The sequence below is a fragment of the Tateyamaria omphalii genome (assembly GCF_019802125.1).
GTDB classification, from domain to species: domain Bacteria; phylum Pseudomonadota; class Alphaproteobacteria; order Rhodobacterales; family Rhodobacteraceae; genus Tateyamaria; species Tateyamaria omphalii_B.
Genome location: NZ_JAHVHT010000001.1, coordinates 1,753,602 through 1,774,403, shown reverse-complemented (window position 1 = coordinate 1,774,403; position 20,802 = coordinate 1,753,602). Strand labels below are relative to the sequence as shown.

Genomic DNA, 20,802 nt, shown 5'->3' with positions numbered 1-20,802 from the left:
CAACCCCTTCCAGGGTGTAGAGGAATCCACGGAAATTGCTTTGGCAACAGCCAGATAGCGGTCAAATCAGCAATAAAGGATGGTGACTCACGGCTGTTGCAACTGTAGGCTGTCGAAAGATCTTGACCTAAGTGGCCAGACTTTTCGGTCGCTGTAACGATAACCGAGAATTATCTATGCCTGCTCCCGAAAATGAGGGTTCGCCATCAAATCCACTGCAGTCGACCGGATCACCGATTTCATCGCAGGAAACAGCTGAGAAGATACTTCAGTCGCGTGCGGACCTGAGCTACCAGTTTTTCGACGGAGTCGAGATACAGAATGTCGTTGCCCGGCAATCCCTTTTCCACGGCGTCTTGTTCCGAAATTGCAGGATTTCAGATGCTGACTTTTCAAGAAGTGACTTCGAGGGAGCCCGGTTCGAAAACTGTCATTTGAAGAATGTTTCTTTTGAAACCGCTGACATCCGGTCTACCAAATTCGCAAAGACCAAGCTTCAAACTTGTCCCGTTCGCTCCGCAGTCTGCTCCGACAACCTATTCAGTGACTGTCTACTCGAAGATTGTGACTTCGAAGACGCTGCAGTTCAGCGATCAACTTTTCAAGGATGTACCATCAAGGGCTCAAAGAACCGGCGTTCCACATGGCTTCAGTCGACCTTTGGCGCATCCAGTCTGATCGGGTTCTCTTTTTCGGATTGCACATCAAGTTATTCGATCTTCGAAGACTGTTCCTTCGAAGATGTCACGATCAATGCGGATGCGATCGGAATAACTTTCGGACTTAGCGAGAAGAACCTCAATGAGCTGAAATTCGGATTTCTTGGTCAGACTTATGGGGCCGGTGTGTGCCCTGGGCTTGATGAATTCTTCAAGCAATACCGAGACCGAAAATGGCTGTTTCATGCTCATATGCTGGCTCTAAACTTCAAGCCAGCGGTACGCCTTCAAGCACTTATCGGGCTCATCGATGAACTGTCAGATCAAGTGCGTCGCCAAGCTGGAGTTAAGAGGGATGATGTCGAGTTCTTGTTCAGAGTGATGAGCCACCTGAAACAGAAAGATCAATTGCCCTTTGCAGCTGCGATTTACGCGCATGATGCATTTGCTGAGCTACAATCGGAACTAGTGGGATTGACCGTTGAAGCGCCTGCGGTCGACTACGGCTTGCAACAGGCCTTGTATCTGGCCTCCGGTATGCATGACCAACTTTCGAACGCTACTTCCTCCCTAGTTGACCAGTCGCCCGAAGTTACCATCGTCGCCACGCTGACATTCAGAGACAAACCATCTGTAAGAACCGTGGAGTATCTGGCAGACGTTCAGGCGGTTCTATCTGATCGCTCTGGCAGACCTGAGCAACTTGAGGCAAGGGCAGGCTCATGGATTGAAGTAGTACAGATGAGCTTGGGAAGCCTCTTTGCGCTATATGTAGGTCTCTATTTGGTGAACGGTTGCTTGGCCCAGTTGACCATGGTACGTGCCCGCACCAAGAAGCTTGTGGCAAAACGTCTACCAAACAAGTTTCTGCAGGCTGCTTCTGATCCCTCCCATGAACTTCCAAAGCCCTACCAAGACATATTGGCGAAGCTCCTCATGTCCCAAATTTCCGGAGAGGCTCAAGCAAAAGAAGCTCTCACCGCATTGAGCCGCAAAGAAGTCGAGGGACTTGTGATCGATGTCAAAGAGTTCAGTGCCTAGATGATAACCATCGGGAAAGACGGAGGTATGCTCCGCGAGCCTCTGGCCCGAACGCTGCAAGGTTTACCCGAAACGAAAGACCGGCGTTTGGGTCCAGATCATTTCGTATTCCAGGGATGAAAGACGCTCCCGTGGAGAACGTGGCATCCCTCAGGAACACTGGATCAAGACCGAGTGCAGCGGGTAAATCTGGAAAGTAAACGCTTCGAAAGTAACCCTTTGCGCTGGCGTCGGTTTCCGCGTTTTGGATTTGGTCTGTTAATTTCAGAAATGCTGCAACCGGCTCTTCTATGGCCGCATCAAAGAGCGCTTGATAGTTGGAAAAACCTCCACTTCTGACGTGTTCGATGGCTTGACTGCTGGATTGCGGAAGACAACCCAGCCATACATCGCTCCAGTGTTCAAAATGCTCCAGCTGTGAAGTGTCAATGAGCGAAACAGCGAACTTGTACGCATTCACACAGACGCTCTTATGGGGGGCTGCGACAACAGCTGTCCTCTCGTTTGGCTTTAGGGATGGTCCAGCATACAGCTTTGGAGAAGCTAGGCATTCATCGAGAATGAAAAACTTACCTTTGCTCGACCAGCGTTGATGCAGGTCGATCAGTTCTGCCGGTTCTATGTAAACGCCGGTTCCATAGATCGGGTTTGTCACCCAGACCACATCGTATTCTGCGATGGCGTCCAGTTTCGGCAGACTAAAACCCAGTTCACTGCGCACGAAATGCACTGTGTCGAACTCGATGCCAAATGCTTGTAGGCAATGTGGGACAGTGAAGTAACGTGGGCCCAAAATCAGGACCTTTTGCGCTCCGGAGGCTCGAAGCCAATTGCATGTCATGACGATGCTGGCAGAGCCTGCATGTGCGACCAAACTTCGCCAACGCGGGTTTCTGTAACCTAGTGCCTCCCGAAGACCGGCGTTGTCTTTGAGTATGTAAGAAAAAATGTAGTCTTTGCCCGCTCCTTGCACCGAAGGCATCGTTGCCATCAAACTGGCTTGCACAACGTCTGCTGAAGGGTCCCATGTGGAGACATTAACAGGGAGCTGACCGAACTGCGCTTCATAGTCTTCTTCAATCTGTTCGATCTCGTCTAAAAGCTGGAGTTCTTTGATCAATTCACGCGAAGACAAGGAAGATAATTCTCGGTTATCATCACCAGCCGTCCGCCAGAGGGACGTTGGCCGCTTAAGTGATCCGTTGGGCTTGGTTCCGCTCAGATGACGTACTTACCGGCCCGTTTGGGCCCAAGTGCCGACAAGACCTGTCGAATGCAGGTCGTGCACCTGGAAAAGTGAGAGTTTTCTTACGGTTTTGGGACTGACGGAAGAGGGCCCTTGGGGGCCTTTCTGACGGGTCTGGGCCGGGTTCCGGTCTGACATCTCAGACTGAGACCGTTCCCATGCAAACACGAATTCTGCGCGTCTTGCGCGCGACCGCTAACTCGTGGTGGCGGCACAAGGAGCTGCGGCGTACAGGTCAGGTTGATCTCGCGCGGAGGCTCGAACGTGAAACCATCCGCCGCGACCTCGGCTATATTCGCCTCGCCACGACTTTGCCCAACGCGCATGTGGTTTGCGGCGAAGGTGGCACCTTCATCCACCTTGGTTGGACGACAGTGTCGACCTACGCACCAATTGAGTGTTTTCCACTCGCGGCGCTGGCAGTCGCCCTCGGGGTGCCAGTCCTCGGCATTCGACCGGTGACTGATGTCATCGCCTTGGCAAAGCTTCCGCGCATTGTGCGCGGCCCGTCCGACGAGGACGCCACGGGTCACAGCCCGACACGCGTTTCTCTCGCAACGTATTTCGACCTGATCGAGCCGCTCGGCGCGCTGATCACCAACGACCCGCGCCAGCAGCGCGATCTCTGACCCCACTCTCCAACTCATACGAAAGGAGGCCAGCTATGGCCCGATCCCGCGCGTCCAAATTCGATGCTTCGGAGGTGATTACTAACGAGCTCATTCGCGTCATTGAGCGCGGTGTGTTACCCTGGCGCAAGCCGTGGACAGCCGGCACCAGCACACGCCCGCTGCGCCATACTGGCGAGCCCTATCAGGGCATCAACAACTTCCTGCTGACCATGCGCACACAGCTCGCGGGTTACGGATCCCCGTTCTGGATGACGATCCGGCAGGCCAACGCGCTCGAGGCGAAAGTGCGCAAGGGCGAGAAATCTTCCGTCGTCGTCTACTACGGCAACGCGCCCTCGCGCGAGGACGACAAGGAGGCCGACGACCAGACCGAAGAGACCGCGTCGGGCGGCTTCCGGTTTCAGAAGGCGTATCGCGTTTTCAATGCGGACCAGATTGAAGGTTTGCCAGACCGCTTTCATCCCGATCCTACGCCGGAACCGGATCATCCGCCCCATGAACCGATCCCGCACATGCAGGATTTCTTCGACGCGATCGAGATCGTGACGAGCTTCACCGGGCGGGAGGCCTACTACATGGCAGCCGTCGACAAGGTTTACATGCCCGACATCTCGCTCTTCGAGGATCCGCGGTCTTTCTATGGCGTTTGGGCACACGAGCTGGCCCACGCCACGAAGGCGCGACATCGGCTCAACCGGTCCTACGGCGATGCGCGGTTCGGCAACACGGCCTATGCCCGGGAAGAGATCGTCGCTGAACTCGCATCGTGTTTCCTGGGGCAGGAGCTTGGGTTCTCGGCGCACACGCGCGAGATGAGCGCCGCCTATCTCGACAACTGGCTCCGCGTTCTGCGCTCGGACAAGACGGCCATTTTCAAACATGCCGCGGATGCGCAGCGGGCCTGCGATTGGCTCATTGCTGCTTCGAAAGCTGGCCGCAAGACCGCAACCAATGAAGCTGCGTGATCGCAGTGGAAAGGAGTGAGCTATGAGCCGCAAAGAACCGAAAACACTGCGCGTTGCATGCTGGCCTGACGGCACGCGCACAATCATCGCCTTCCGGCGCGGTGCCTATTGGTGGAGCCGGTCGGAAGGGTCCTACCCACTGTCCGCCGCCATTGAGGCCGTCGAAGAGCGTGGGGGTTGGATCGAACGGATACCAAATCCGAACTGGCGGCCGAAGACGCCCTTCGACCTCTGACACCGCCTCTGTTCGAGAGAAAGAGAAAGCGGGCTGTGGGTCGGGTCGTTTCAACATCTCCTGAAAGGACTGACCCATGAGCTCTTCCATCTCCATTGCGCCAGAACAGCCCGATCCGGCAGTCATCGCCGCCCAGAACGACGCCTTCCGCAAGTTCGCCTGTCTTGGAGAGAGACCTGCTGAGCCGATCCAAGGTCGGATGGTTGTCACGCAATCCATGTGCGAGGCCGGTGATGGCTTCGTGACCGAGGCCGTTCAAGCCGTTGGTGCATTCGACACCTTCGAGCCGGAGAACGATCCGGCCGGGTGGCATGATTTCGGGTCGGTGAGGATCCGGGGCGAGACAGTGTTTTGGAAGATCGATCTGTATGAGGCCGACAGCGATTTCCGGTTCGGTGCGGAAGCCCCCGACAATCCCGAATCGACCACGCGAGTCCTGACGATCATGATGGCGCGAGACTGGTAGGGCAGGGCGCTCCAGACCTGTCCGCATCGGGCCCGCTGACCCTCGCAAAGGGAAAGTGGGCCCTTTGTCTTTGTGATCCTCGACCCCGGGGATTGGTGCCCGTCCGAGCAGACGGGGACCCACACCTCAACCACAAGGACAGACCATGACCCAAGCCTTCAAACCCGTTTCCGTCGCCATCGGCGATCTCGTTGCCCATCCGGCCAATGTGCGTGTCAAATCACCCGAGACCTATGCATCGGACAACATCGCCAATCTCAAGGCCAGTATCGCGGTGCTTGGTCTTCTGCAGCCGCTCCTCGTCCAGAAGATCGACGGGAAGTTCGGCGTCCTGGCCGGTGGACGCCGCCACGCCGCGCTGCAGGAGCTTGTCGCGGACAAATCGGCCAAGGGCTTCACCAAGACCACTAAGATCGACTGTCGACTGGTGCCCGACGATTGCGATGTGACGACCGCGCTCTCGCTTGCTGAGAACATCAACCAAGCCCCGATGAACGCCATCGACGAGTTCGAGGCCTTCGCCCGAATGATGGAGGTCGATGGCCAGACGCCGGAGACGATCGCCAAAACCTTCGGCACGACCGTCGCGGCCGTCAAAGGCCGTCTGCGCTACGGGCTCATCCATCCCGACATTCGCGACGCCGCGCGCGCAAAAACCATTACGCTCGACACGATGAAAGCCTTCGCAGACCATCCGAGCCAGGATGTTCAGAAGGAGGTCTTCGAGGCGCTCACGAAGGAGGACAGCTATCTGCAGGCCTACACCGTGCGGCAAGCGCTTAAGTCCCGCGGCGTGCAGGTCAGCGACGACATCGGAGCCTTCGTGCGCGAAGAGTACGAGGCGCGCGGCGGAGCGATCGCCGCCGATCTTCTGGAAGAACACTCGGTGCTGGAAGACGCCGAGCTCGTCGAAACCATCCTTCTTGAAAAGCTCACCGCCGCTGCGGAAGAGGCGCGCGATCAGATCGGCTTTGCCTGGGCGGAGGCCGTGATCCGCTATGATTACGCTGCGATGGCGGACTATGGTCGGGTCTATCCCGGGCCGATTGAGCCCGACGCCAAGGGCCAGAAGCGCCTCGAGACGATCACGGCGGAGCTTGAGCAACTCGAACGCGAGATGGAGGACGAAAGCCTCGACAAAGACGCATATGAGGCGCTCTACGAGAAAGTCGATGCGCTCGAGGCAGAGGCACGCGATCTACAGGAAGCCTATGGCGCCGACGATCTCGCGCGATCTGGCGTGATCGCGTCTTGGTCGAACGGCCAGGTCACGCTCCATGTCGGGCTTGTTCGTCCTGAGGATCGTCAAGAGTCGACCAGCAAAGCGTCGGGTTCTGCGTCCAAGGATGACAACCCGGGCAGTGACGAGATCGCCTATCCGGCTTCGCTGCAAGAAGACCTCAAGACCGAGCGCGCGATGGCGCTTGGCGCGGCGATGGCTATGCATCCTAAGGCCACGCTCGACCTGACGCTGTTCAAGCTTGTAAGCGATGTCGTCGGCACCGGCATGAGCGTCACGCACGCGATCAAGGTCGATGCCCGCAAGGAGCACCGCAATCACGCGAAGATGGACGAGATCGACAGCACCTCGCTCGAGCAGGTGGCCGTAGCCCATGACGGGCTGAACCTGTCGTGGAATGATGAGGCGATCTCCCCGGCGGAGCGTTTCGCGCGGTTCCGCGAGTTGAAGCCCATCGAGAAGGCAAGGCTCGTCGCCTACGCGACCGCGGCGACCACCCAATCCTGCTTCGCTCGCGACCGGCAGCGCGACAGCCTGATGCATGATTTTGAGATAGAGGTGATGCCGGACATTCGGGTGCATTGGACGCCGAACGCTGCACTCTTCAATCGCTTCAAGAAGGCTTGTCTCCTGAAGATCCTCGGCGAGGAGCTGGGGCTCACACAAGAAGCCGTCACTTTGGCCTCGTCAAGCAAGAAGGAGATCGTCGCCTTCTGCGACAAGCTCTTCTCCGAGCCCTTCGCGACGCTGACCGACGCACAGCGCGCTGCCGTCGCCACCTGGTGCCCGCCGATGATGCAGACCGCCGGGGTGGCACGTGATGAAACGGCACCGATCGCGGAAACCCCGGAGCCTGAAAACGAGGTCGCGCAAGCGGCCTGAGCCATCACGCGACCCGCGTGCAGCATTTCGCCCGCGCGGGTCGACCCTCCAACACCCAACAGAAAGACATCCCCATGGCTATTCTCAAGTTCTCTGCGTCTGCCATCGCGGCGCAGATCACCCATGCACGCGCCTGCAAAACCTTCCTGCCTAACTGGAACGGGCCGGTGGACAGGCCCGCTTTGATCCTGATCGTCGGCAATGGTGTGCACCTGCGCTCGAACGGGATCGATGGCACGACCACCCGCGTCGTCACCACCGAGCAGTCTGACCCCGCCTTCGCGTTCGCCTATGGCATGAACCCGTTTCGCGACACCGATTGGATGGCGCAGCGCCGCATGGCGTTCCGCGATCTGACCGGCCAGTTCTACACCGACATCCTCGAAGACGTCGAAATGCTCATCGACCGGGGGCACGGGGCAATCCGGCTCGCCACCGATGGTCACAGCATCCGCGTCTTCGTGCGCCGGGCATCGGACTTTCTGATCGGCGGAACCTACGATGTGCCCTCGGGGCTCGGCGGAACCTTTCGGGTTATCCTCAAGGATGCCTGTGACACCGTCGCGACCGTGCAGAACTGCGGCAATTGCGAGGATTTCGACGAGATGCTGCCCTATCGGGTGCCGCTCGATGCACTCATGGAAGTCGACGAGCGGAGGGCTGCATAGTGGGTTGGCTCTTCTACACTGACCGGCGGGTTAAGACTTACGCCGATGAGAAGGCGGAAATCACCCGCCTTTGTACGTTCGACAGCGACGTCCGTCGCACGGAACTCCTAAAAGCCTGCAAGGTCGGATCAACATGGTACGCGGCCGTCAAGGTCTCGAACCTCGACGGCACTGCGGTCGAAGATCGCACCTACACGCCGGATAAGGATGGCTCGATCACGTTCGCGGCAGTGTTTTTAACGCGCTACGACGATGGTTGCTGGGGCTACAAGGATATGGAGGAAAGCGCGGGGCCAGTGGAATCCGGCGCTCCGCTGAGCATCCTGAACCTGCTTTCCGAGATCAAGGATCCCGACAGCTATGCCCACGCCTGGCGACAGCGCTGCCGCGACTGGGCCGCCATTCCGGAGTACGATGAAGGCGACAAGATCAGGCTCGCAACGCCTGTCACGCTTACCGACGGCAGCACCTGCCAGATCGTGTCGGCGACACATTATCGCCGTGGGCGCCAGAAGCGACGTTGCTATCGGATCGAGGAAACGGGCGGCTTGGTCCGACTGTCCAAAGCGTCGCTCGCCGGGTCTACCTTACTCAGTGCGAGCAAGGCGGAAGCGAGCCCAATCCTCGCGGAGTTCTTTGCAGGGCAGGAGAAGGAATGAGGTGAACGGAGGCTTGCTTGCGTATCTCATTTGAGATACATCTACGACAGCACGGAAGGAGACATACCATGCCCGCCCAGACCTCCATGATCCATGTGCGCGTTGATGATCAGTTGAAGACCGACGCGTCCGAAGCCCTTGCAGGCGTCGGTCTGACGGTCTCCGACGCGGTTCGCATCTTGCTCACCCGCGTCGCTGCTGAAGGTGGCTTACCGGCTGGACTGACTGCCGATCCCGATGCCTACGACGCCTGGTTCCGGGCCAAGGTTCAGGAAGCGCTCGACGATCCGCGCCCTGCCGGACCACATGCACAAGTCATGGCCGAAGCCCAAGCACTGATTGACGGAAAGCGACGTGCCAAGACTTGAATGGAAGATCGCTGCTGTTTCTGACCTGTTGGCAATCATCGACTACATCTCGGACGACAATCCGGACGCAGCGCAGGCGCTCAAGGGCGAGATCGAAGAGAAGGTCGCAGGACTATCTATGAACCCCCAGCTTTATCGCGTCGGTCGTGTCGATGGCACGCGCGAGATGGTGGTCCGTCCAAATTACATCGTCGTGTATGCCGACAACCCAGAGGTCGTGACCATCCTGCGCGTCCTTCATGCGGCACAGCTCTGGCCCTGACCACGGCTTACCTATCAGCATTGGAATTCGAGCCTCTCAGCCCACGCTCCCGGAAAGTGGAGAGTGGGCTTTTTGTCCTGTCAGACCTGCAATCTGACACGAGAGGACAAGCCGATGGCTGGTACCGCCACACGCACAACACACCCATTTCCCACGAAGCCAGTTCTTAAGACGGTGCTTGCCCGCATCGGCGAGGAAATCCAACGAGGCCCGCTGAAAAGCTCCGCACTGGCCCGGATCATGCGCGAGACCTTCGGCGGCAGCGATGCGAGTGGGGCGTGGGACTGGCGCATGGCTTACGACCTGATGCAGGCCGCGGCGGTCGCAGAGGTCCTTTGGGACCAGAGCGCCGACGCCACTATTTTGGCAGGTACTCTCGCGTCGCGCCTCCTGACAGAAACACGCCGCTCCGAGCAGCAAATCCGCCTCCAACAGTTCTCGACACCGCTGCCCTATGCCGCTTTGGCGGTCCGGGCAGCGGGCATCCGCAAAGGTGAGCTTGTCCTTGAGCCGTCCGCCGGCACGGGCGCCTTCGCGGGTTTTGCAGTCCGGGCAGGCGCGCAGCTTGCGCTCAACGAGGTCGACTCCTTCCGTCGAACGCTCCTGGATGCTGTGTTCGAAGCTACGGCAACCGGCCATGACGCAGAACATATCGATGATCTGCTGACGCCTGCCATCTCACCATCGGTCATCTTGATGAACCCGCCCTTCGCGTCCTCATTAGATCGCTCGCGTGATAAGCATATCGCGGCCAAACATCTGATTGCAGCGGCCAAGCGACTCGCACCCGGCGGGCGGCTTGTCGCCATTATGCCGACCAGCTTCTCGCCAGAACGCGATGCAGCGCATTGGGCCCGCGCAAGCCAGATCTTGACCCCACGCGTTGCGCTCACGATCCCGGGCCATGTTTATCGCAAGCTTGGCACAAGCGTGGACACGCAGTTTATGGTTTTCGACAAGTTCGCTGAGGATGTCGAGCTGATCCACGCTTCCGTCGAGAGCCTCCAGGACTGTCAGCGATACGTCGACGACATCGCCTTGAACCGCCCGGCACCGATGGCACAACTGGCGATCGCGCCAGTGGCTCGGAATCTCCCGGCACAGGGCATCGCAAAGCCGACAGCGCCCCGACGTGCGATTGGGACATTCGCGCCGGCCAAACGGCCGACGCACGTAGTCTGTCCACTCTCCTTCGCTGCCCTTGCGGCACCGCGGGACAATGTGCCGGTCTCCGACATCTACGCCCGATACCGCCCGCAACGGATCGAGATCGCGGGCGCGCAGGAGCATCCCACGCCACTGGTGGAAAGCATTGCGATGGCCTCGGTCGCACCGCCAGCGCCAACGGCGACCGAAGCCCGCGACTTGCGCCTACCGGCACGTCTCATCGAGGAAGGGCATCTGTCTGAAGCGCAGCTTGAGACGATCATAATGGCGAATGACGCCCATGCGCGAGATTTACCGGGCCGTTTCACGATCGACGACGATCAAACGAAGCTGACCCGTGCAGACGATGACCCGGATGCGCAGGCCTATCGCCTTGGCTATTGCCTTGGAGATGGCACCGGCTGCGGCAAGGGCCGCGAATGCGCTGGTCTGATCCTCGTGAACTGGCTGGCGGGACGGCGAAAAGCCATCTGGATCTCGAAATCCGCCACTTTGATCGAGGACGCGATCCGCGACTGGACCGATCTTGGTGGCTCGCCCGCCGATATCCAGCCGCTCTCCAAATGGCAACCTGATCAGCCGATTGGCATGGGAGACGGCATACTCTTCGCGACCTACGCGACGCTGCGTTCCGCCAGCAAATGCGGCACGACGCGCCTGAGCCAAATCCTCGACTGGATGGGCGACGCGTTCGATGGCGTGCTGGCGTTCGACGAAGCCCACGCGATGCAGAACGCCGCCGGGTCTGACGCGGGCCGGGGAGCCAAGCCTTCGCAGCAGGGCCTTGCCGGGCTCCGCCTCCAACTCGCGGCGCCACGGGCACGGGTGTTCTACATCTCCGCCACGGGGGCCACGAGTGTCCATAATCTCGCCTATGCCTCGGTCTCTGGGGGCAGGGGGCAGAGTATCCCTTTCCGAGCCGCGAGAGCTTCGTCTCCGCGATGGAGGCCGGCGGTGTTGCTGCCATGGAAGTGGTTGCCCGTGATCTGAAGACGCTCGGTCTCTACACCGCCCGTGCGCTGAGTTTCGACGGCGTTGAATACGATGTCCTCGAACACGCGCTGACACCGGCACAGATTGAGATCTACAACGCCTATGCGGCCGCATTCCGTACGATCCATCAGAACCTTGAAGCGGCCCTGACCGCGACCGGAGTGAACGACGCGTCGGGTGAGACGAATGCCTCTGCTGCCAAAGCCTCAGCCAAGTCGCGGTTCGAGAGCACCAAGCAGCGCTTCTTCAACCACCTGCTGATGGGCATGAAGGCCCCGAGCGTGATCGAGGCGATAGGCGCGGACCGCGCGGCGGGCTACGCCTGCGTCGTTCAGGTGGTCTCCACCGGTGAGAGCCTTCTCAAACGCCGCCTCGAGGCAATGGATCCCGAAGACGAGCTGGTCGAAGGGGCGCTGACACCGCGTGACTATGTGCTCAGCTATCTCGAGCAGGCCTTTCCGATCCACGCCCAGAAGCTGGTTGAGATCGACGGCAACATCGTGGCCGAACCGCTGCGCGACGCGGACGGCCAGTTGGTGGTTTCGCGCGAAGCTCTGCAACTGCGCGAAGAGGCGATGGTCGAGCTCATGTCCCTCGCACCGATCCCCTCCGCGCTCGATCAGATCATTTGGGCCTTTGGTGACGAGACTGTAGCCGAGGTCACGGGGCGCTCGATCCGCCCGCTCAAATCCTCCGATGGTGCGCTCTACATCGAAAAACGCGCGGCCAGCAGCAATTCGTCCGAGACGGCTGCCTTTATGGATGGCGAGAAAGACATCCTGATTTTCTCCGACGCGGGCGGCACGGGCCGATCCTACCATGCGGCTGAGACTGCCAAGAACCAGAAGCGCCGTCGCCACTATTTGCTTGAGCCCGGCTGGCGCGCCGATGCGGCGATCCAGGGGCTTGGGCGCACACATCGCTCGGCACAGGTCTCTGCGCCCTTCTTCCGGGTCTGCACGTCGGATGTGCATGGCGAGAAGCGCTTCACCTCGACTATCGCAAGGCGTCTGGACCAGCTCGGGGCGCTCACCAAGGGGCAACGCGAGACCGGCGCGCAGGGCATGTTCCGCTCGGAGGACAATCTTGAAAGCCCGATCGCGCGGGCCGCGCTGCGCGGCTACTACGCCGATATTGCTACCGGCCGAGCCGTAGCAATGAATTACGAGACCTTCACCGACTGGACCGCTCTGCGTCTCATCGACAAGGACGGTGTGCTGCTCGAAGACCTCCCGCCGATCCAGCGGTTTCTGAACCGAGTCTTGGCCCTCCCGATCCATATGCAGAACGCGCTCTTTGAGGAGTTCACGGCGCGCATCAGCGATCAGACGGAACGCGCACGAGCCGCCGGCACACTCGAACTTGGTATCGAGACCCTGCGGGGCGAGCGGATTGAACAGGTCTCGGCCGAGGATCTCTGGACATGCCCGAAATCCGGAGCGGTCACGCGGATCATCGGGCTGGATGTGACCGATCCCGTGCATGTGCTGAGCGCCGACGCGGCGCTGGATCGCCACTCTGGGAAGGTCCCGATGGTGAACCGGGCATCGGGCCGCGCGGCCCTCCTCTCGGCACGGCCCATGCAATTCTACGACGAAGACATCGTCACGCTCATGCGGAAAGTTGTGCGGCCGACAGGCTCCTCTTATCTCGATGAGACGAGGTTCGAAGCCTCGGCCTGGGAAGAGATAGGCAAGGGCGAGTTTCGTCGCCTGTGGGACGGTGAGGCTGATGGTCTGCCCAAGACCACCACGAAACGCCTCTACCTCCTTACTGGCCTCCTTCTGCCGATCTGGAAAGACATCCCGTCGGGCAATGAGCGCATCTATCGCGTCACGCCGGCAAGCCGCGCCAGCATGATCGGGCGCACGGTGAGCGAAGACGGCGCGGCGGCGTTGCGCGCCCGGTTCATGGTCGAGGCGCCGACATCGGTCGAGGACATGCTGACCGCCGTTCGTAGATCGACGAAGCCCGTCGATCTCGGTCGCGGCTTGTCCCTGGTCCGGCGCCGGGTTGCCGGGGATGTACGGTTCGAGATCGAAGGGGCGGATCGCGGCGCCATCGACGGTCTAAAGGCCGCCGGGTTCTTCACGGAAATCATCGCTTTCCAGCTACGGGTGTTCCTGCCGCATGGGGATGGCGTCGACAGCGCCGCGATACTGAAGCGGATCGTCGGAGAGACCTCCGACGTGGCGGATCGCGCCGCATGAAAGGGAAATCGGGCTCTGGGTCGGGGTGCGTGGGAGGGTGATCTGCTGTCCCGCGTGTCAAACTTCATGGAGAAGGACCTGACCAATGACAAAGCCCCAAACCGATTACTCCGAAATGATCGAGACGTGGCGCATCGAGCGCGAGGCGGCGTTCAAGACGGCCCGGGCCGACCTGCGCGCCGCGCTTCGTAAGCTCAGCGTCACCGAAGTGGTTGCCGAATATGAGGGCTATGGCGATTCCGGCAATGTCGAAGATATCACGCTGCAGCCAAATGACGTGACACTGGGTGCAGACCTCTGGGTGCAGACCTCCTACGCAAACTCGAAGACTTCGCCTGATCCGGTGCTTACAATAAGCATCCCGGCTTCGAGAACAACGAAGGCGGCTATGGCACACTGACCTGGAACATCGCCGCCGATAGAATCACGCTCGATCACGCCGATCGCTTCGTCGAATGTTCCCACAGCTACGAAGAGGGGCTTTGACATGGCCCATCCCCTCCATCACGCCGAAAGCTCAGCACGCAAGTTCGGCGGTGTACCAGCCGACTACCAAACCATCCACGACTGGTTCGATGCTTCGAAAGAGCATCTCGCCCTCTTCACGCATCGCGCCTTGCGGCATCACAGCCACGGCATCTTTGAGGCGGAGCGCGTCTTCGGCCAGACACTCACGAATTCCGCAGGCCGGGTGATCCCGGTCCGCTGGATTTGCGAACAGCACGTCAAGGAAGACTGCCAGGACCGCATTCCGAGCCTCGCCGATTGGTTCAAGCGCATCGCGCCTGAACCCTGGATGGCGAACGGACATATCGAACAGCGCTCAGGTCAACCTTGTAGCGATCCACGGGAGGCGTGGATCGCGGAGGTGAGGTCCGGTCGTACCATCCTGGGACTGCAAGACTGGATGGCGTGCCGTGGGCAAGCGGAAGAAACCTTCGCTTGAGAGGCAGCGTCGCACATCGCAACCCACGGCGGCGCAAGCTGCGATGGCGGGCAGGAAAGGAAAGAGGGCTTTGGGAAGGTGTGATCCCACGAGGGGTCGAAAATCAAACCACCGGGCGCTGATCGGAAGACGGGCCCGGGCAACCCAGAAAAGGAACATTCCATGTTCGCAGGAACCCTCACTAAAACCACAGACACCGCAAACGCCGTCTACACCGGCATGATCCATTCCAGCCGCTTCGACATCGCGATCCAGCTGGAGACCCGGCCCAAGATGTCCGAGCGCAGCCCGGATTTCGACGTGACCGCCGTCAACAAGTCCGGCCGCAAGGTTCGTATCGGCACTGCCTGGAACGAGACAGGCAATACGACCGGCAATCCCTACCTCTCGATGCAGCTCGACGTGGGTCTCGGGCCATTCCGCGTGAACGCCGTACAGTCGAAAGAAGCGCGTGAGGCCCAGACCGATCAGTTCGAGATCATTCCTCTGGTTTCCAACGGCACCATGAAGTCCGGATCGATCTCCGGCGAGCTGACAGCGATGGATGCTGACAACGCCTTCACTGGCTACATCGCCAATATGATGTTCGATCTGGAGTTCATGCTGATCGAGAATGGCTACAAGACGGAAGAGACCCATCCTGACTACCGCATTGAGGTCAGCTCGCCCAAGGGCACGCCGATCCGCGTTGGTTCGGCCTGGATGGCGAAGAGCGTGCGCACCGGCAACGAGTATGTTTCGCTGCTGATCAATACTCCGGACGGCGATCTACGGGTGAACGCGGTGCAGAATGAAGAGCAGCGCGGTGGCCAGACCTTCTCGATCATCCCCTTCGTCGACAACGGCGAGCGCGAACAGGGTGAAGGCGCGGGGCTGTCGCTGGTCGCCTGATCCTCCACATCAGGTTACAGCTTATTGAGCAGTTAGATGAGTATCAGACCAGCTGAGCAGGGAGCCGCGGAAACGTGGCTCCCTTTTGCTGTTTCGGTGCGGTCGAAAGGCTACCCCTCGAACGGCAGCGGAGCGGACTTTGCTGCCTTTGGCGATATTCGCATCAAGGTCTGCTTTCTAGATACGCATATTCCGACAGGGCAGTAGTGGAATATGTTCACGCGGTGTCTAGGACCTGCCCCAGCTTGAGAAAACGCACTATGAATCACTGGCTCATACAGCCATCTCCAAACGCATTAGGTTCGTGACCACCTTTGCTCATCCGTCGTTTTCAACAGGTGGTTCCGGCCGCTCGCCACCGCGGCCCAATGCAGCCTCAGTCACGTTTCCGCGAAAGCAGCGTGGGAAGAACGGAAAAGTATCTGTGGCGTAATAGCGGTATACACCGTCAACCACCGTTCCGTTACATTCATCCAGCGTGCCGGATCCTTCGACGTATTCCCAATCTTGCACAAAGGTGCCGTCATGCACTCCCTCTGGCGCAGTGTCACCCTGACGCTCACCTTCTTTGAGTTGGTAGGATGATTGCACGTCTCCGCCGACGTAATGGATTTCAAATCCATCTGCCGCGTAGGCAAACAGCGTTCCTTCAAGATTGCTTACTACCACTTCGGGAATGCCGTGGTAGTGATACATTCCATCTCCATCAACGTGCGCGTTTTGGGCGTCCATGATCAGGCCGCCTACGCCTTCGACGTTCCATCCCGATGACCGGTCGCGCGTCCATGGGCGGTCAGCGTCGGGGTCGGCATCCGGGTTGTACCATTCGGCTGTGCCTGGGCGTAGAGGAATACCGGTCAGGGTCATCCCGGAAATAAATACCCCCCGGTCCGTAATGGTGCCGGTATCCATTGGCGTCGCATCAACGCAAAATAGGTGGTCTTGTGGTTCAACGACTGCACCCGGACGCCATGTCCCAACTTCATGGTCAGGGATGCCGTCCGAGACGATACATCGCTGATCGCCTTGTATCGTGATGTTCAATTCGTGGGCCTGCGCAGCACTGGCGGCCATGAGTGTCAAAGCGGTTGTTGTGTAAAGGGCTTTCATAATTCTCTCCTAGTGCTCGTTGCATCGTTTTACGGATGGCCGCGAATTTTCCGTCGCTTGAAATTGGATTAGCCCCGAAACTTACTCCATTTGTTTAGTTGAGGGTGCCGCGAAACAAAGCTCAGCTGTGGATGAGTATTCACCAAACCAAACGAATTCTGGCGGCTGGAGCAGACATTCGCTGCAAAGCAGAAAACTGGTAAATTGGGCTCATAGCGGACCTTTGCCGTGCTTAAACCAAGCGGCTGACATCCTTGGCTGCGCGTACGAAATCCTCGAACAGCGGGTGCGGATCGAAGGGCTTGGATTTGAGTTCCGGGTGGAACTGGACACCGATGAACCATGGGTGGTCCGTCCATTCCACGATCTCGGGCAGCCGCCCGTCGGGTGACATGCCGGAAAAGCAGAGCCCCGCCTTTTCGAGCTTGTCGCGATACTTGATATCGACCTCGTAGCGGTGGCGGTGGCGTTCGTCGATGGCCGTTTTGCCATAGACCTGTGCCACCCGTGAGCCGTCCGTGAGCGTCGCGTCATAGGCGCCGAGCCGCATCGTGCCGCCCTTGTCGTCGCCGACCTTGCGCTCGACCTTGTGGTTGCCCTGCACCCATTCCTTGAGGTGGTAGACGACTGGCTCGAACCGTTTCTTGCCCGCCTCGTGGTCAAACTCTTCGGAGCCTGCGGCCTTGAGGCCCGCGACGTTCCGTGCTGCTTCGATGACGGCCATTTGCATGCCCAGACAGATGCCGAGGTAGGGCACCTTGCGGGTACGGGCGAATTCGGCGGCCTTGATCTTGCCTTCGGTCCCGCGTTCGCCAAAGCCGCCGGGGACGAGGATAGCGTTGAACCCTTCGAGGTGCGGTGCCGGGTCTTCGTTGTCGAAGAGTTCCGCATCGACCCACTCGACCTTGACCTTAACCCGGTTGGCCATGCCGCCGTGGGTCAGCGCCTCGGCAATGGATTTGTAAGCGTCTTCGAGCTGGGTGTATTTGCCGACGATTGCGACCTTTACCTCACCCTCGGCGTTGTGGATGCGGTCGGAGACGTCCTCCCACTTGGTCAGGTCCGGTTTTGGCGCCGGACTGATCTGGAAGGCGTCGAGCACGGCCTGGTCCAGCCCTTCGGCGTGGTAGGCGAGGGGCGCGTCGTAGATGGTGCTGAGGTCTTGTGCCGCGATCACAGAGTCGGGGCGCACGTTGCAGAACAGTGCCAGTTTCTCGCGCTCTTTCTCCGGGATCGGCCCCTCGGACCGGCAGACGAGGATGTCGGGGGCAATGCCGATAGAGCGAAGCTCTTTCACGCTGTGCTGCGTGGGCTTGGTTTTGAGCTCGCCCGAGGCCGCGATGTAGGGCAGGAGCGTCAGGTGCATGAAGATACACTGGCCGCGCGGTTTGTCCTGGCTGAACTGGCGGATGGCTTCGAAGAAGGGCAGACCTTCGATGTCGCCCACGGTGCCGCCGATCTCGCACAGCATGAAATCGACCTCGTCATCGCCGATCTCGATGAAATCCTTGATCTCGTTCGTGACGTGGGGGATGACCTGGATCGTTTTGCCGAGATAATCGCCGCGCCGTTCCTTTTCGAGGACGTTGGAATAGATGCGGCCCGAGGACACGGAATCGGTCTTGCGTGCGGCGACGCCTGTGAACCGTTCGTAGTGGCCGAGGTCGAGGTCGGTTTCGGCACCGTCGTCCGTGACGAACACCTCGCCATGTTCAAAAGGCGACATCGTGCCGGGATCGACGTTCAAATAGGGGTCCAACTTACGGAGCCGTACGGAGAAACCGCGCGCCTGCAAAAGCGCACCCAACGCGGCAGAGGCGAGCCCCTTGCCCAGCGATGACACAACGCCGCCCGTGATAAAGATATAGCGTGCCATGTTCGGTGCATCCCCCGTGGTTCAGTCTGGCCCAAAGCCGCTGTGAGTGAGCGCCCCAAAGCACTCCCCACGGGACCTCAGTGTAACAGGATTCGGTTCAAAGGGGCAAGGTTGCCGCAACATGATGTTGCAGCTTTTCCTGTGCCCGCAAGGTTTTGTTTAGTCGGCGCTGGGCACCAGTGGTGCGCTGTCATCCGCGCTGGGCGGCAACAGGTCGCTGCCGGGCGGCACCAGATCGTCACCCGGCACGTTCTGTGCGGGCGGCGTAATGCCCAGCTGGTCGATGACAGAGGTGCCCGAGGCGTTTTGTGCCGCAATGATCGTCAGCGTGATCGACGTGATGGTAAAGGCGATGCCCAGAAGCCAGGTCACTTTGCCAAGGGCCGTCGCCGGGGGCCGCCCAGCGGTTGCGCCGCCGCCACCGCCGCCCATGCCCAGGCCACCCCCTTCGGAGCGCTGCATCAGCACCACGGCAATAAGGCCGAGGGCGAGGATCAAGTGGATGATCAGGACGACGTTTTCCATGGAAGCGTTTGGCTCTCTGCTGCGCGATGGGCGGTATCTATGCAAGTTTCGGATGCGGGGCAAGTGTGGTTTGGGCCTCTGGACATTTGTGAACGTGAGGGCACATGATCCGCCCATGCCACATGACCATTCCGACCACGATCACCCGCATTCACTGCTGCCCTCGGACCCCGCGTTGCGGGTCAAGGCGCTGGAAACCATCCTGACGCAGAAGGGGTTGATTGATCCTGCCGCGCTGGACGAGATCATCGACACCTATGAAAACAAGATCGGGCCAAAGAACGGCGCCCATGTCGTGGCGCGGGCCTGGTCCGATCCTGATTTCAAAGCCGCTTTGCTGGATGATGCAGACCCGGTGCTGGCCGAGATGGACTATTATGGCCGTCAAGGCGAACACATGGTGGTGGTCGAAAACACGGACGCCGTTCACAACATGGTCGTGTGCACGCTTTGCTCCTGCTACCCGTGGCCTTTGCTGGGCATTCCGCCGGGCTGGTACAAGTCCGATGCCTATCGCGCCCGCGCCGTGCGTGAACCGCGCAAGGTGTTGGCGGAGTTCGGGGTGACTTTGCCCGAAGGGCAGGCGGTGCGCGTCTGGGATTCGACGGCAGAGGTGCGATACCTTGTGTTGCCGCAGCGGCCCGAGGGCACGGAAGGTTTGGACGAGGCCGCGCTGATGGCGCTTGTCACCCGCGACAGCATGATCGGCTGTGGATTGGCGGCCCGCCCATGACACGTATCCACGATATGGGAGGACGGTTCGGAGATGGCCCTGTCGTCCCAGAGCCCGAGCATGTCAAGTTTCACGCCGACTGGCATCCACGCGCGCTGGCCATCACGCTGGCGTGTGGGACGCTCGGGTTGTGGAATATCGACGTCTCGCGCCATGCCCGTGAAAGCCTGTCGCCCAAGGATTACGGGCGGTTTTCGTACTATGAAAAATGGATGGCTGCGCTGGCGGATTTGCTGGTCGAAACAGGGGCCGTGACCCGCGCAGAGCTGGAGCAGGGTGTGTCCGAGAGCGTGAGTAATCTGGCCGACAAGCGGTTGGTGGCAGCAGCGGTCGCGGGCGTTCTGGCGAAAGGTGGCCCGGCGACCCGCGACAGCAATCTGGCCCCATTCTATGCCGTCGGTGATGTTGTTACGATCCGCGCGATGCCCGAGAACGTGATGGTGCCCGGCGGGCACACGCGCTTGCCGTCCTATGCAGCCGGGGCCTCGGGGACCATCGTGCGGTTGCACGGCGCCCATGTGCTGCCGGACAGCAATGCGCACCGGCTGGGTGAGGCACCCGAGCCGCTTTATGCGGTCGCGGTCAAGGCGCGGGACATCTGGGCGCATCCGGAACATCCCGAAGACGAGGTGATCCTCGACCTCTGGCAAAGCTACCTGTCTGCACCATGAGGCCCGAACCGGTTTTTGAGGCGCCCTGGCACGCGCAGCTTTTTGCACTGACCGTGCATCTGAATGAGGCGGGTCACTTTGCCTGGCCTGACTGGGCGGAGCGGTTTGGAGCAACGCTGAAACGGCACGGGCTAGGGAGAGAGTTGAACGGCGGCGACGACTATTTCATGGCCTGGCTCGACACGCTGGAAACGCTGCTCACCGAAACGGGGGCTGCGGAAGCGGAAGCGCTCAAAGACATGCGCGCCGCGTGGGAGGCAGCCTATCTTCGCACGCCACATGGCGCACCGGTCACGCTCGACTGATCCTTCATTTCGCAAGGTAAACCGCGGGGGAGTCGCGCCAGCGACGGGGGCT

Annotated in this window: 23 protein-coding genes and 2 pseudogenes; 21 read left to right on the top strand and 4 right to left on the bottom strand. The window is 59.9% G+C overall.

Annotation, left to right across the window (positions count from 1 at the left end; genetic code table 11):
* Positions 1 to 176 precede the first annotated feature (176 nt).
* A complete protein-coding gene (locus tag KUV51_RS08870; RefSeq protein ID WP_222521166.1) occupies positions 177 to 1,700 on the top strand; it encodes a pentapeptide repeat-containing protein in 1,524 nt (507 codons plus the stop codon).
* On the opposite strand, the gene KUV51_RS08865 is transcribed toward KUV51_RS08870, so the two are convergent.
* Positions 1,690 to 2,820 (bottom strand): hypothetical protein, encoded by a 1,131-nt coding sequence (locus KUV51_RS08865; protein WP_222521165.1) that lies wholly within the window; start codon positions 2,818 to 2,820, stop codon positions 1,690 to 1,692. The genes KUV51_RS08870 and KUV51_RS08865 overlap by 11 nt on opposite strands.
* 284 nt (positions 2,821 to 3,104) lie before the next feature.
* Here KUV51_RS08865 and KUV51_RS08860 point away from each other — a divergent pair, with 284 nt between their 5' ends.
* The 17 genes and pseudogenes from KUV51_RS08860 (at position 3,105) to KUV51_RS08795 (ending at position 15,737) form a co-directional block, all read left to right on the top strand.
* Positions 3,105 to 3,575, top strand: coding sequence for a hypothetical protein (locus tag KUV51_RS08860; RefSeq protein WP_222521164.1), 471 nt, complete (start codon positions 3,105 to 3,107; stop codon positions 3,573 to 3,575).
* 35 nt (positions 3,576 to 3,610) lie between these two features.
* A complete protein-coding gene (locus KUV51_RS08855; protein WP_222521163.1) occupies positions 3,611 to 4,543 on the top strand; it encodes an ArdC family protein in 933 nt (310 codons plus the stop codon).
* 22 nt (positions 4,544 to 4,565) lie between these two features.
* Positions 4,566 to 4,778 carry a DUF6330 family protein gene (locus tag KUV51_RS08850; RefSeq protein WP_222521162.1) on the top strand — a complete coding sequence of 71 codons (213 nt, stop codon included), beginning with the start codon at positions 4,566 to 4,568 and terminating at the stop codon, positions 4,776 to 4,778.
* A gap of 76 nt (positions 4,779 to 4,854) precedes the next feature.
* Positions 4,855 to 5,244, top strand: a complete 390-nt coding sequence (locus tag KUV51_RS08845) for a DUF3768 domain-containing protein (protein WP_222521161.1) — start codon at positions 4,855 to 4,857, stop codon at positions 5,242 to 5,244.
* A 145-nt stretch (positions 5,245 to 5,389) separates the two neighbouring features.
* Positions 5,390 to 7,366 (top strand): ParB/RepB/Spo0J family partition protein, encoded by a 1,977-nt coding sequence (locus KUV51_RS08840; RefSeq protein WP_222521160.1) that lies wholly within the window; start codon positions 5,390 to 5,392, stop codon positions 7,364 to 7,366.
* Between the two features lie 74 nt (positions 7,367 to 7,440).
* Positions 7,441 to 8,034, top strand: a complete 594-nt coding sequence (locus tag KUV51_RS08835; protein WP_222521159.1) for a regulator — start codon at positions 7,441 to 7,443, stop codon at positions 8,032 to 8,034.
* Positions 8,034 to 8,693: a DUF6927 domain-containing protein gene (locus KUV51_RS08830; RefSeq protein ID WP_222521158.1), complete on the top strand. Its 660-nt coding sequence runs from the start codon at positions 8,034 to 8,036 to the stop codon at positions 8,691 to 8,693. The genes KUV51_RS08835 and KUV51_RS08830 overlap by 1 nt, the downstream gene beginning before the upstream one ends.
* Before the next feature lie 68 nt (positions 8,694 to 8,761).
* The gene (locus KUV51_RS08825; RefSeq protein WP_222521157.1) at positions 8,762 to 9,061 is read left to right on the top strand and encodes a type II toxin-antitoxin system RelB/DinJ family antitoxin; all 300 of its coding nucleotides are present in this window, start codon (positions 8,762 to 8,764) and stop codon (positions 9,059 to 9,061) included.
* The gene (locus KUV51_RS08820; RefSeq protein ID WP_222521156.1) at positions 9,048 to 9,323 is read left to right on the top strand and encodes a type II toxin-antitoxin system RelE/ParE family toxin; all 276 of its coding nucleotides are present in this window, start codon (positions 9,048 to 9,050) and stop codon (positions 9,321 to 9,323) included. The genes KUV51_RS08825 and KUV51_RS08820 overlap by 14 nt, the downstream gene beginning before the upstream one ends.
* Before the next feature lie 114 nt (positions 9,324 to 9,437).
* Positions 9,438 to 10,362: pseudogene (locus tag KUV51_RS22345) on the top strand (SAM-dependent methyltransferase); the annotation flags it as partial.
* 17 nt (positions 10,363 to 10,379) lie between these two features.
* A pseudogene (locus tag KUV51_RS22340) lies at positions 10,380 to 11,524 on the top strand (strawberry notch family protein); the annotation flags it as partial.
* A gap of 219 nt (positions 11,525 to 11,743) precedes the next feature.
* Positions 11,744 to 13,693, top strand: a complete 1,950-nt coding sequence (locus KUV51_RS22335) for a strawberry notch C-terminal domain-containing protein (RefSeq protein ID WP_410001070.1) — start codon at positions 11,744 to 11,746, stop codon at positions 13,691 to 13,693.
* A gap of 85 nt (positions 13,694 to 13,778) precedes the next feature.
* A complete protein-coding gene (locus tag KUV51_RS08810; protein ID WP_261385692.1) occupies positions 13,779 to 14,093 on the top strand; it encodes a DUF6878 family protein in 315 nt (104 codons plus the stop codon).
* Positions 14,090 to 14,179 carry a hypothetical protein gene (locus KUV51_RS22330; protein ID WP_410001069.1) on the top strand — a complete coding sequence of 30 codons (90 nt, stop codon included), beginning with the start codon at positions 14,090 to 14,092 and terminating at the stop codon, positions 14,177 to 14,179. Before KUV51_RS08810 ends, KUV51_RS22330 begins: the two co-directional genes overlap by 4 nt.
* Before the next feature lies 1 nt (position 14,180).
* Positions 14,181 to 14,639, top strand: a complete 459-nt coding sequence (locus KUV51_RS08805) for a DUF6915 family protein (protein ID WP_222521155.1) — start codon at positions 14,181 to 14,183, stop codon at positions 14,637 to 14,639.
* Between the two features lie 162 nt (positions 14,640 to 14,801).
* On the top strand, positions 14,802 to 15,530 hold the full coding sequence (locus KUV51_RS08800) for a DUF736 family protein (protein WP_222521154.1): 729 nt from the start codon (positions 14,802 to 14,804) through the stop codon (positions 15,528 to 15,530).
* Positions 15,531 to 15,566: 36 nt separating this feature from the next.
* Entirely contained in the window at positions 15,567 to 15,737 is a 171-nt protein-coding gene (locus tag KUV51_RS08795; RefSeq protein ID WP_222521153.1) for a hypothetical protein, read from the top strand.
* Positions 15,738 to 15,848: 111 nt separating this feature from the next.
* Here the strand turns inward: KUV51_RS08795 and KUV51_RS08790 are convergent, their stop codons facing one another.
* From KUV51_RS08790 to secG, 3 genes are all read right to left on the bottom strand, one after another.
* Entirely contained in the window at positions 15,849 to 16,640 is a 792-nt protein-coding gene (locus tag KUV51_RS08790) for a YHYH protein (protein WP_222521152.1), read from the bottom strand.
* 232 nt (positions 16,641 to 16,872) lie between these two features.
* Positions 16,873 to 18,516 (bottom strand): CTP synthase, encoded by a 1,644-nt coding sequence (locus KUV51_RS08785; RefSeq protein WP_222521151.1) that lies wholly within the window; start codon positions 18,514 to 18,516, stop codon positions 16,873 to 16,875.
* Positions 18,517 to 18,675: 159 nt separating this feature from the next.
* Positions 18,676 to 19,041 (bottom strand): preprotein translocase subunit SecG, encoded by a 366-nt coding sequence (gene secG / locus KUV51_RS08780; RefSeq protein WP_147103791.1) that lies wholly within the window; start codon positions 19,039 to 19,041, stop codon positions 18,676 to 18,678.
* Positions 19,042 to 19,156: 115 nt separating this feature from the next.
* On the opposite strand from secG, the gene nthA reads away from it, so the two are divergent.
* From nthA to KUV51_RS08765, 3 genes are read left to right on the top strand one after another with little or no spacing between them, the layout of a single operon-like run.
* Positions 19,157 to 19,774: a nitrile hydratase subunit alpha gene (gene nthA / locus KUV51_RS08775; RefSeq protein ID WP_222521150.1), complete on the top strand. Its 618-nt coding sequence runs from the start codon at positions 19,157 to 19,159 to the stop codon at positions 19,772 to 19,774.
* Positions 19,771 to 20,445 carry a nitrile hydratase subunit beta gene (gene nthB, locus KUV51_RS08770; RefSeq protein ID WP_222521149.1) on the top strand — a complete coding sequence of 225 codons (675 nt, stop codon included), beginning with the start codon at positions 19,771 to 19,773 and terminating at the stop codon, positions 20,443 to 20,445. The genes nthA and nthB overlap by 4 nt, the downstream gene beginning before the upstream one ends.
* The gene (locus KUV51_RS08765) at positions 20,442 to 20,750 is read left to right on the top strand and encodes a nitrile hydratase accessory protein (RefSeq protein ID WP_222521148.1); all 309 of its coding nucleotides are present in this window, start codon (positions 20,442 to 20,444) and stop codon (positions 20,748 to 20,750) included. The genes nthB and KUV51_RS08765 overlap by 4 nt, the downstream gene beginning before the upstream one ends.
* The last annotated feature ends 52 nt before the right edge of the window (positions 20,751 to 20,802 follow it).

Bases quoted from the DNA above. Each gene is read 5' to 3' on its own strand.
- KUV51_RS08870 (WP_222521166.1), top strand. From the start codon at position 177: ATGCCTGCTCCCGAAAATGAGGGTTCGCCATCAAATCCACTGCAGTCG.
- KUV51_RS08860 (WP_222521164.1), top strand. From the start codon at position 3,105: ATGCAAACACGAATTCTGCGCGTCTTGCGCGCGACCGCTAACTCGTGG.
- KUV51_RS08855 (WP_222521163.1), top strand. From the start codon at position 3,611: ATGGCCCGATCCCGCGCGTCCAAATTCGATGCTTCGGAGGTGATTACT.
- KUV51_RS08850 (WP_222521162.1), top strand. From the start codon at position 4,566: ATGAGCCGCAAAGAACCGAAAACACTGCGCGTTGCATGCTGGCCTGAC.
- KUV51_RS08845 (WP_222521161.1), top strand. From the start codon at position 4,855: ATGAGCTCTTCCATCTCCATTGCGCCAGAACAGCCCGATCCGGCAGTC.
- KUV51_RS08840 (WP_222521160.1), top strand. From the start codon at position 5,390: ATGACCCAAGCCTTCAAACCCGTTTCCGTCGCCATCGGCGATCTCGTT.
- KUV51_RS08835 (WP_222521159.1), top strand. From the start codon at position 7,441: ATGGCTATTCTCAAGTTCTCTGCGTCTGCCATCGCGGCGCAGATCACC.
- KUV51_RS08825 (WP_222521157.1), top strand. From the start codon at position 8,762: ATGCCCGCCCAGACCTCCATGATCCATGTGCGCGTTGATGATCAGTTG.
- KUV51_RS22335 (WP_410001070.1), top strand. From the start codon at position 11,744: ATGGGCATGAAGGCCCCGAGCGTGATCGAGGCGATAGGCGCGGACCGC.
- KUV51_RS08810 (WP_261385692.1), top strand. From the start codon at position 13,779: ATGACAAAGCCCCAAACCGATTACTCCGAAATGATCGAGACGTGGCGC.
- KUV51_RS08805 (WP_222521155.1), top strand. From the start codon at position 14,181: ATGGCCCATCCCCTCCATCACGCCGAAAGCTCAGCACGCAAGTTCGGC.
- KUV51_RS08800 (WP_222521154.1), top strand. From the start codon at position 14,802: ATGTTCGCAGGAACCCTCACTAAAACCACAGACACCGCAAACGCCGTC.
- KUV51_RS08795 (WP_222521153.1), top strand. From the start codon at position 15,567: ATGAGTATCAGACCAGCTGAGCAGGGAGCCGCGGAAACGTGGCTCCCT.
- KUV51_RS08790 (WP_222521152.1), bottom strand. From the start codon at position 16,640: ATGAAAGCCCTTTACACAACAACCGCTTTGACACTCATGGCCGCCAGT.
- KUV51_RS08785 (WP_222521151.1), bottom strand. From the start codon at position 18,516: ATGGCACGCTATATCTTTATCACGGGCGGCGTTGTGTCATCGCTGGGC.
- secG (WP_147103791.1), bottom strand. From the start codon at position 19,041: ATGGAAAACGTCGTCCTGATCATCCACTTGATCCTCGCCCTCGGCCTT.
- nthA (WP_222521150.1), top strand. From the start codon at position 19,157: ATGCCACATGACCATTCCGACCACGATCACCCGCATTCACTGCTGCCC.
- nthB (WP_222521149.1), top strand. From the start codon at position 19,771: ATGACACGTATCCACGATATGGGAGGACGGTTCGGAGATGGCCCTGTC.
- KUV51_RS08765 (WP_222521148.1), top strand. From the start codon at position 20,442: ATGAGGCCCGAACCGGTTTTTGAGGCGCCCTGGCACGCGCAGCTTTTT.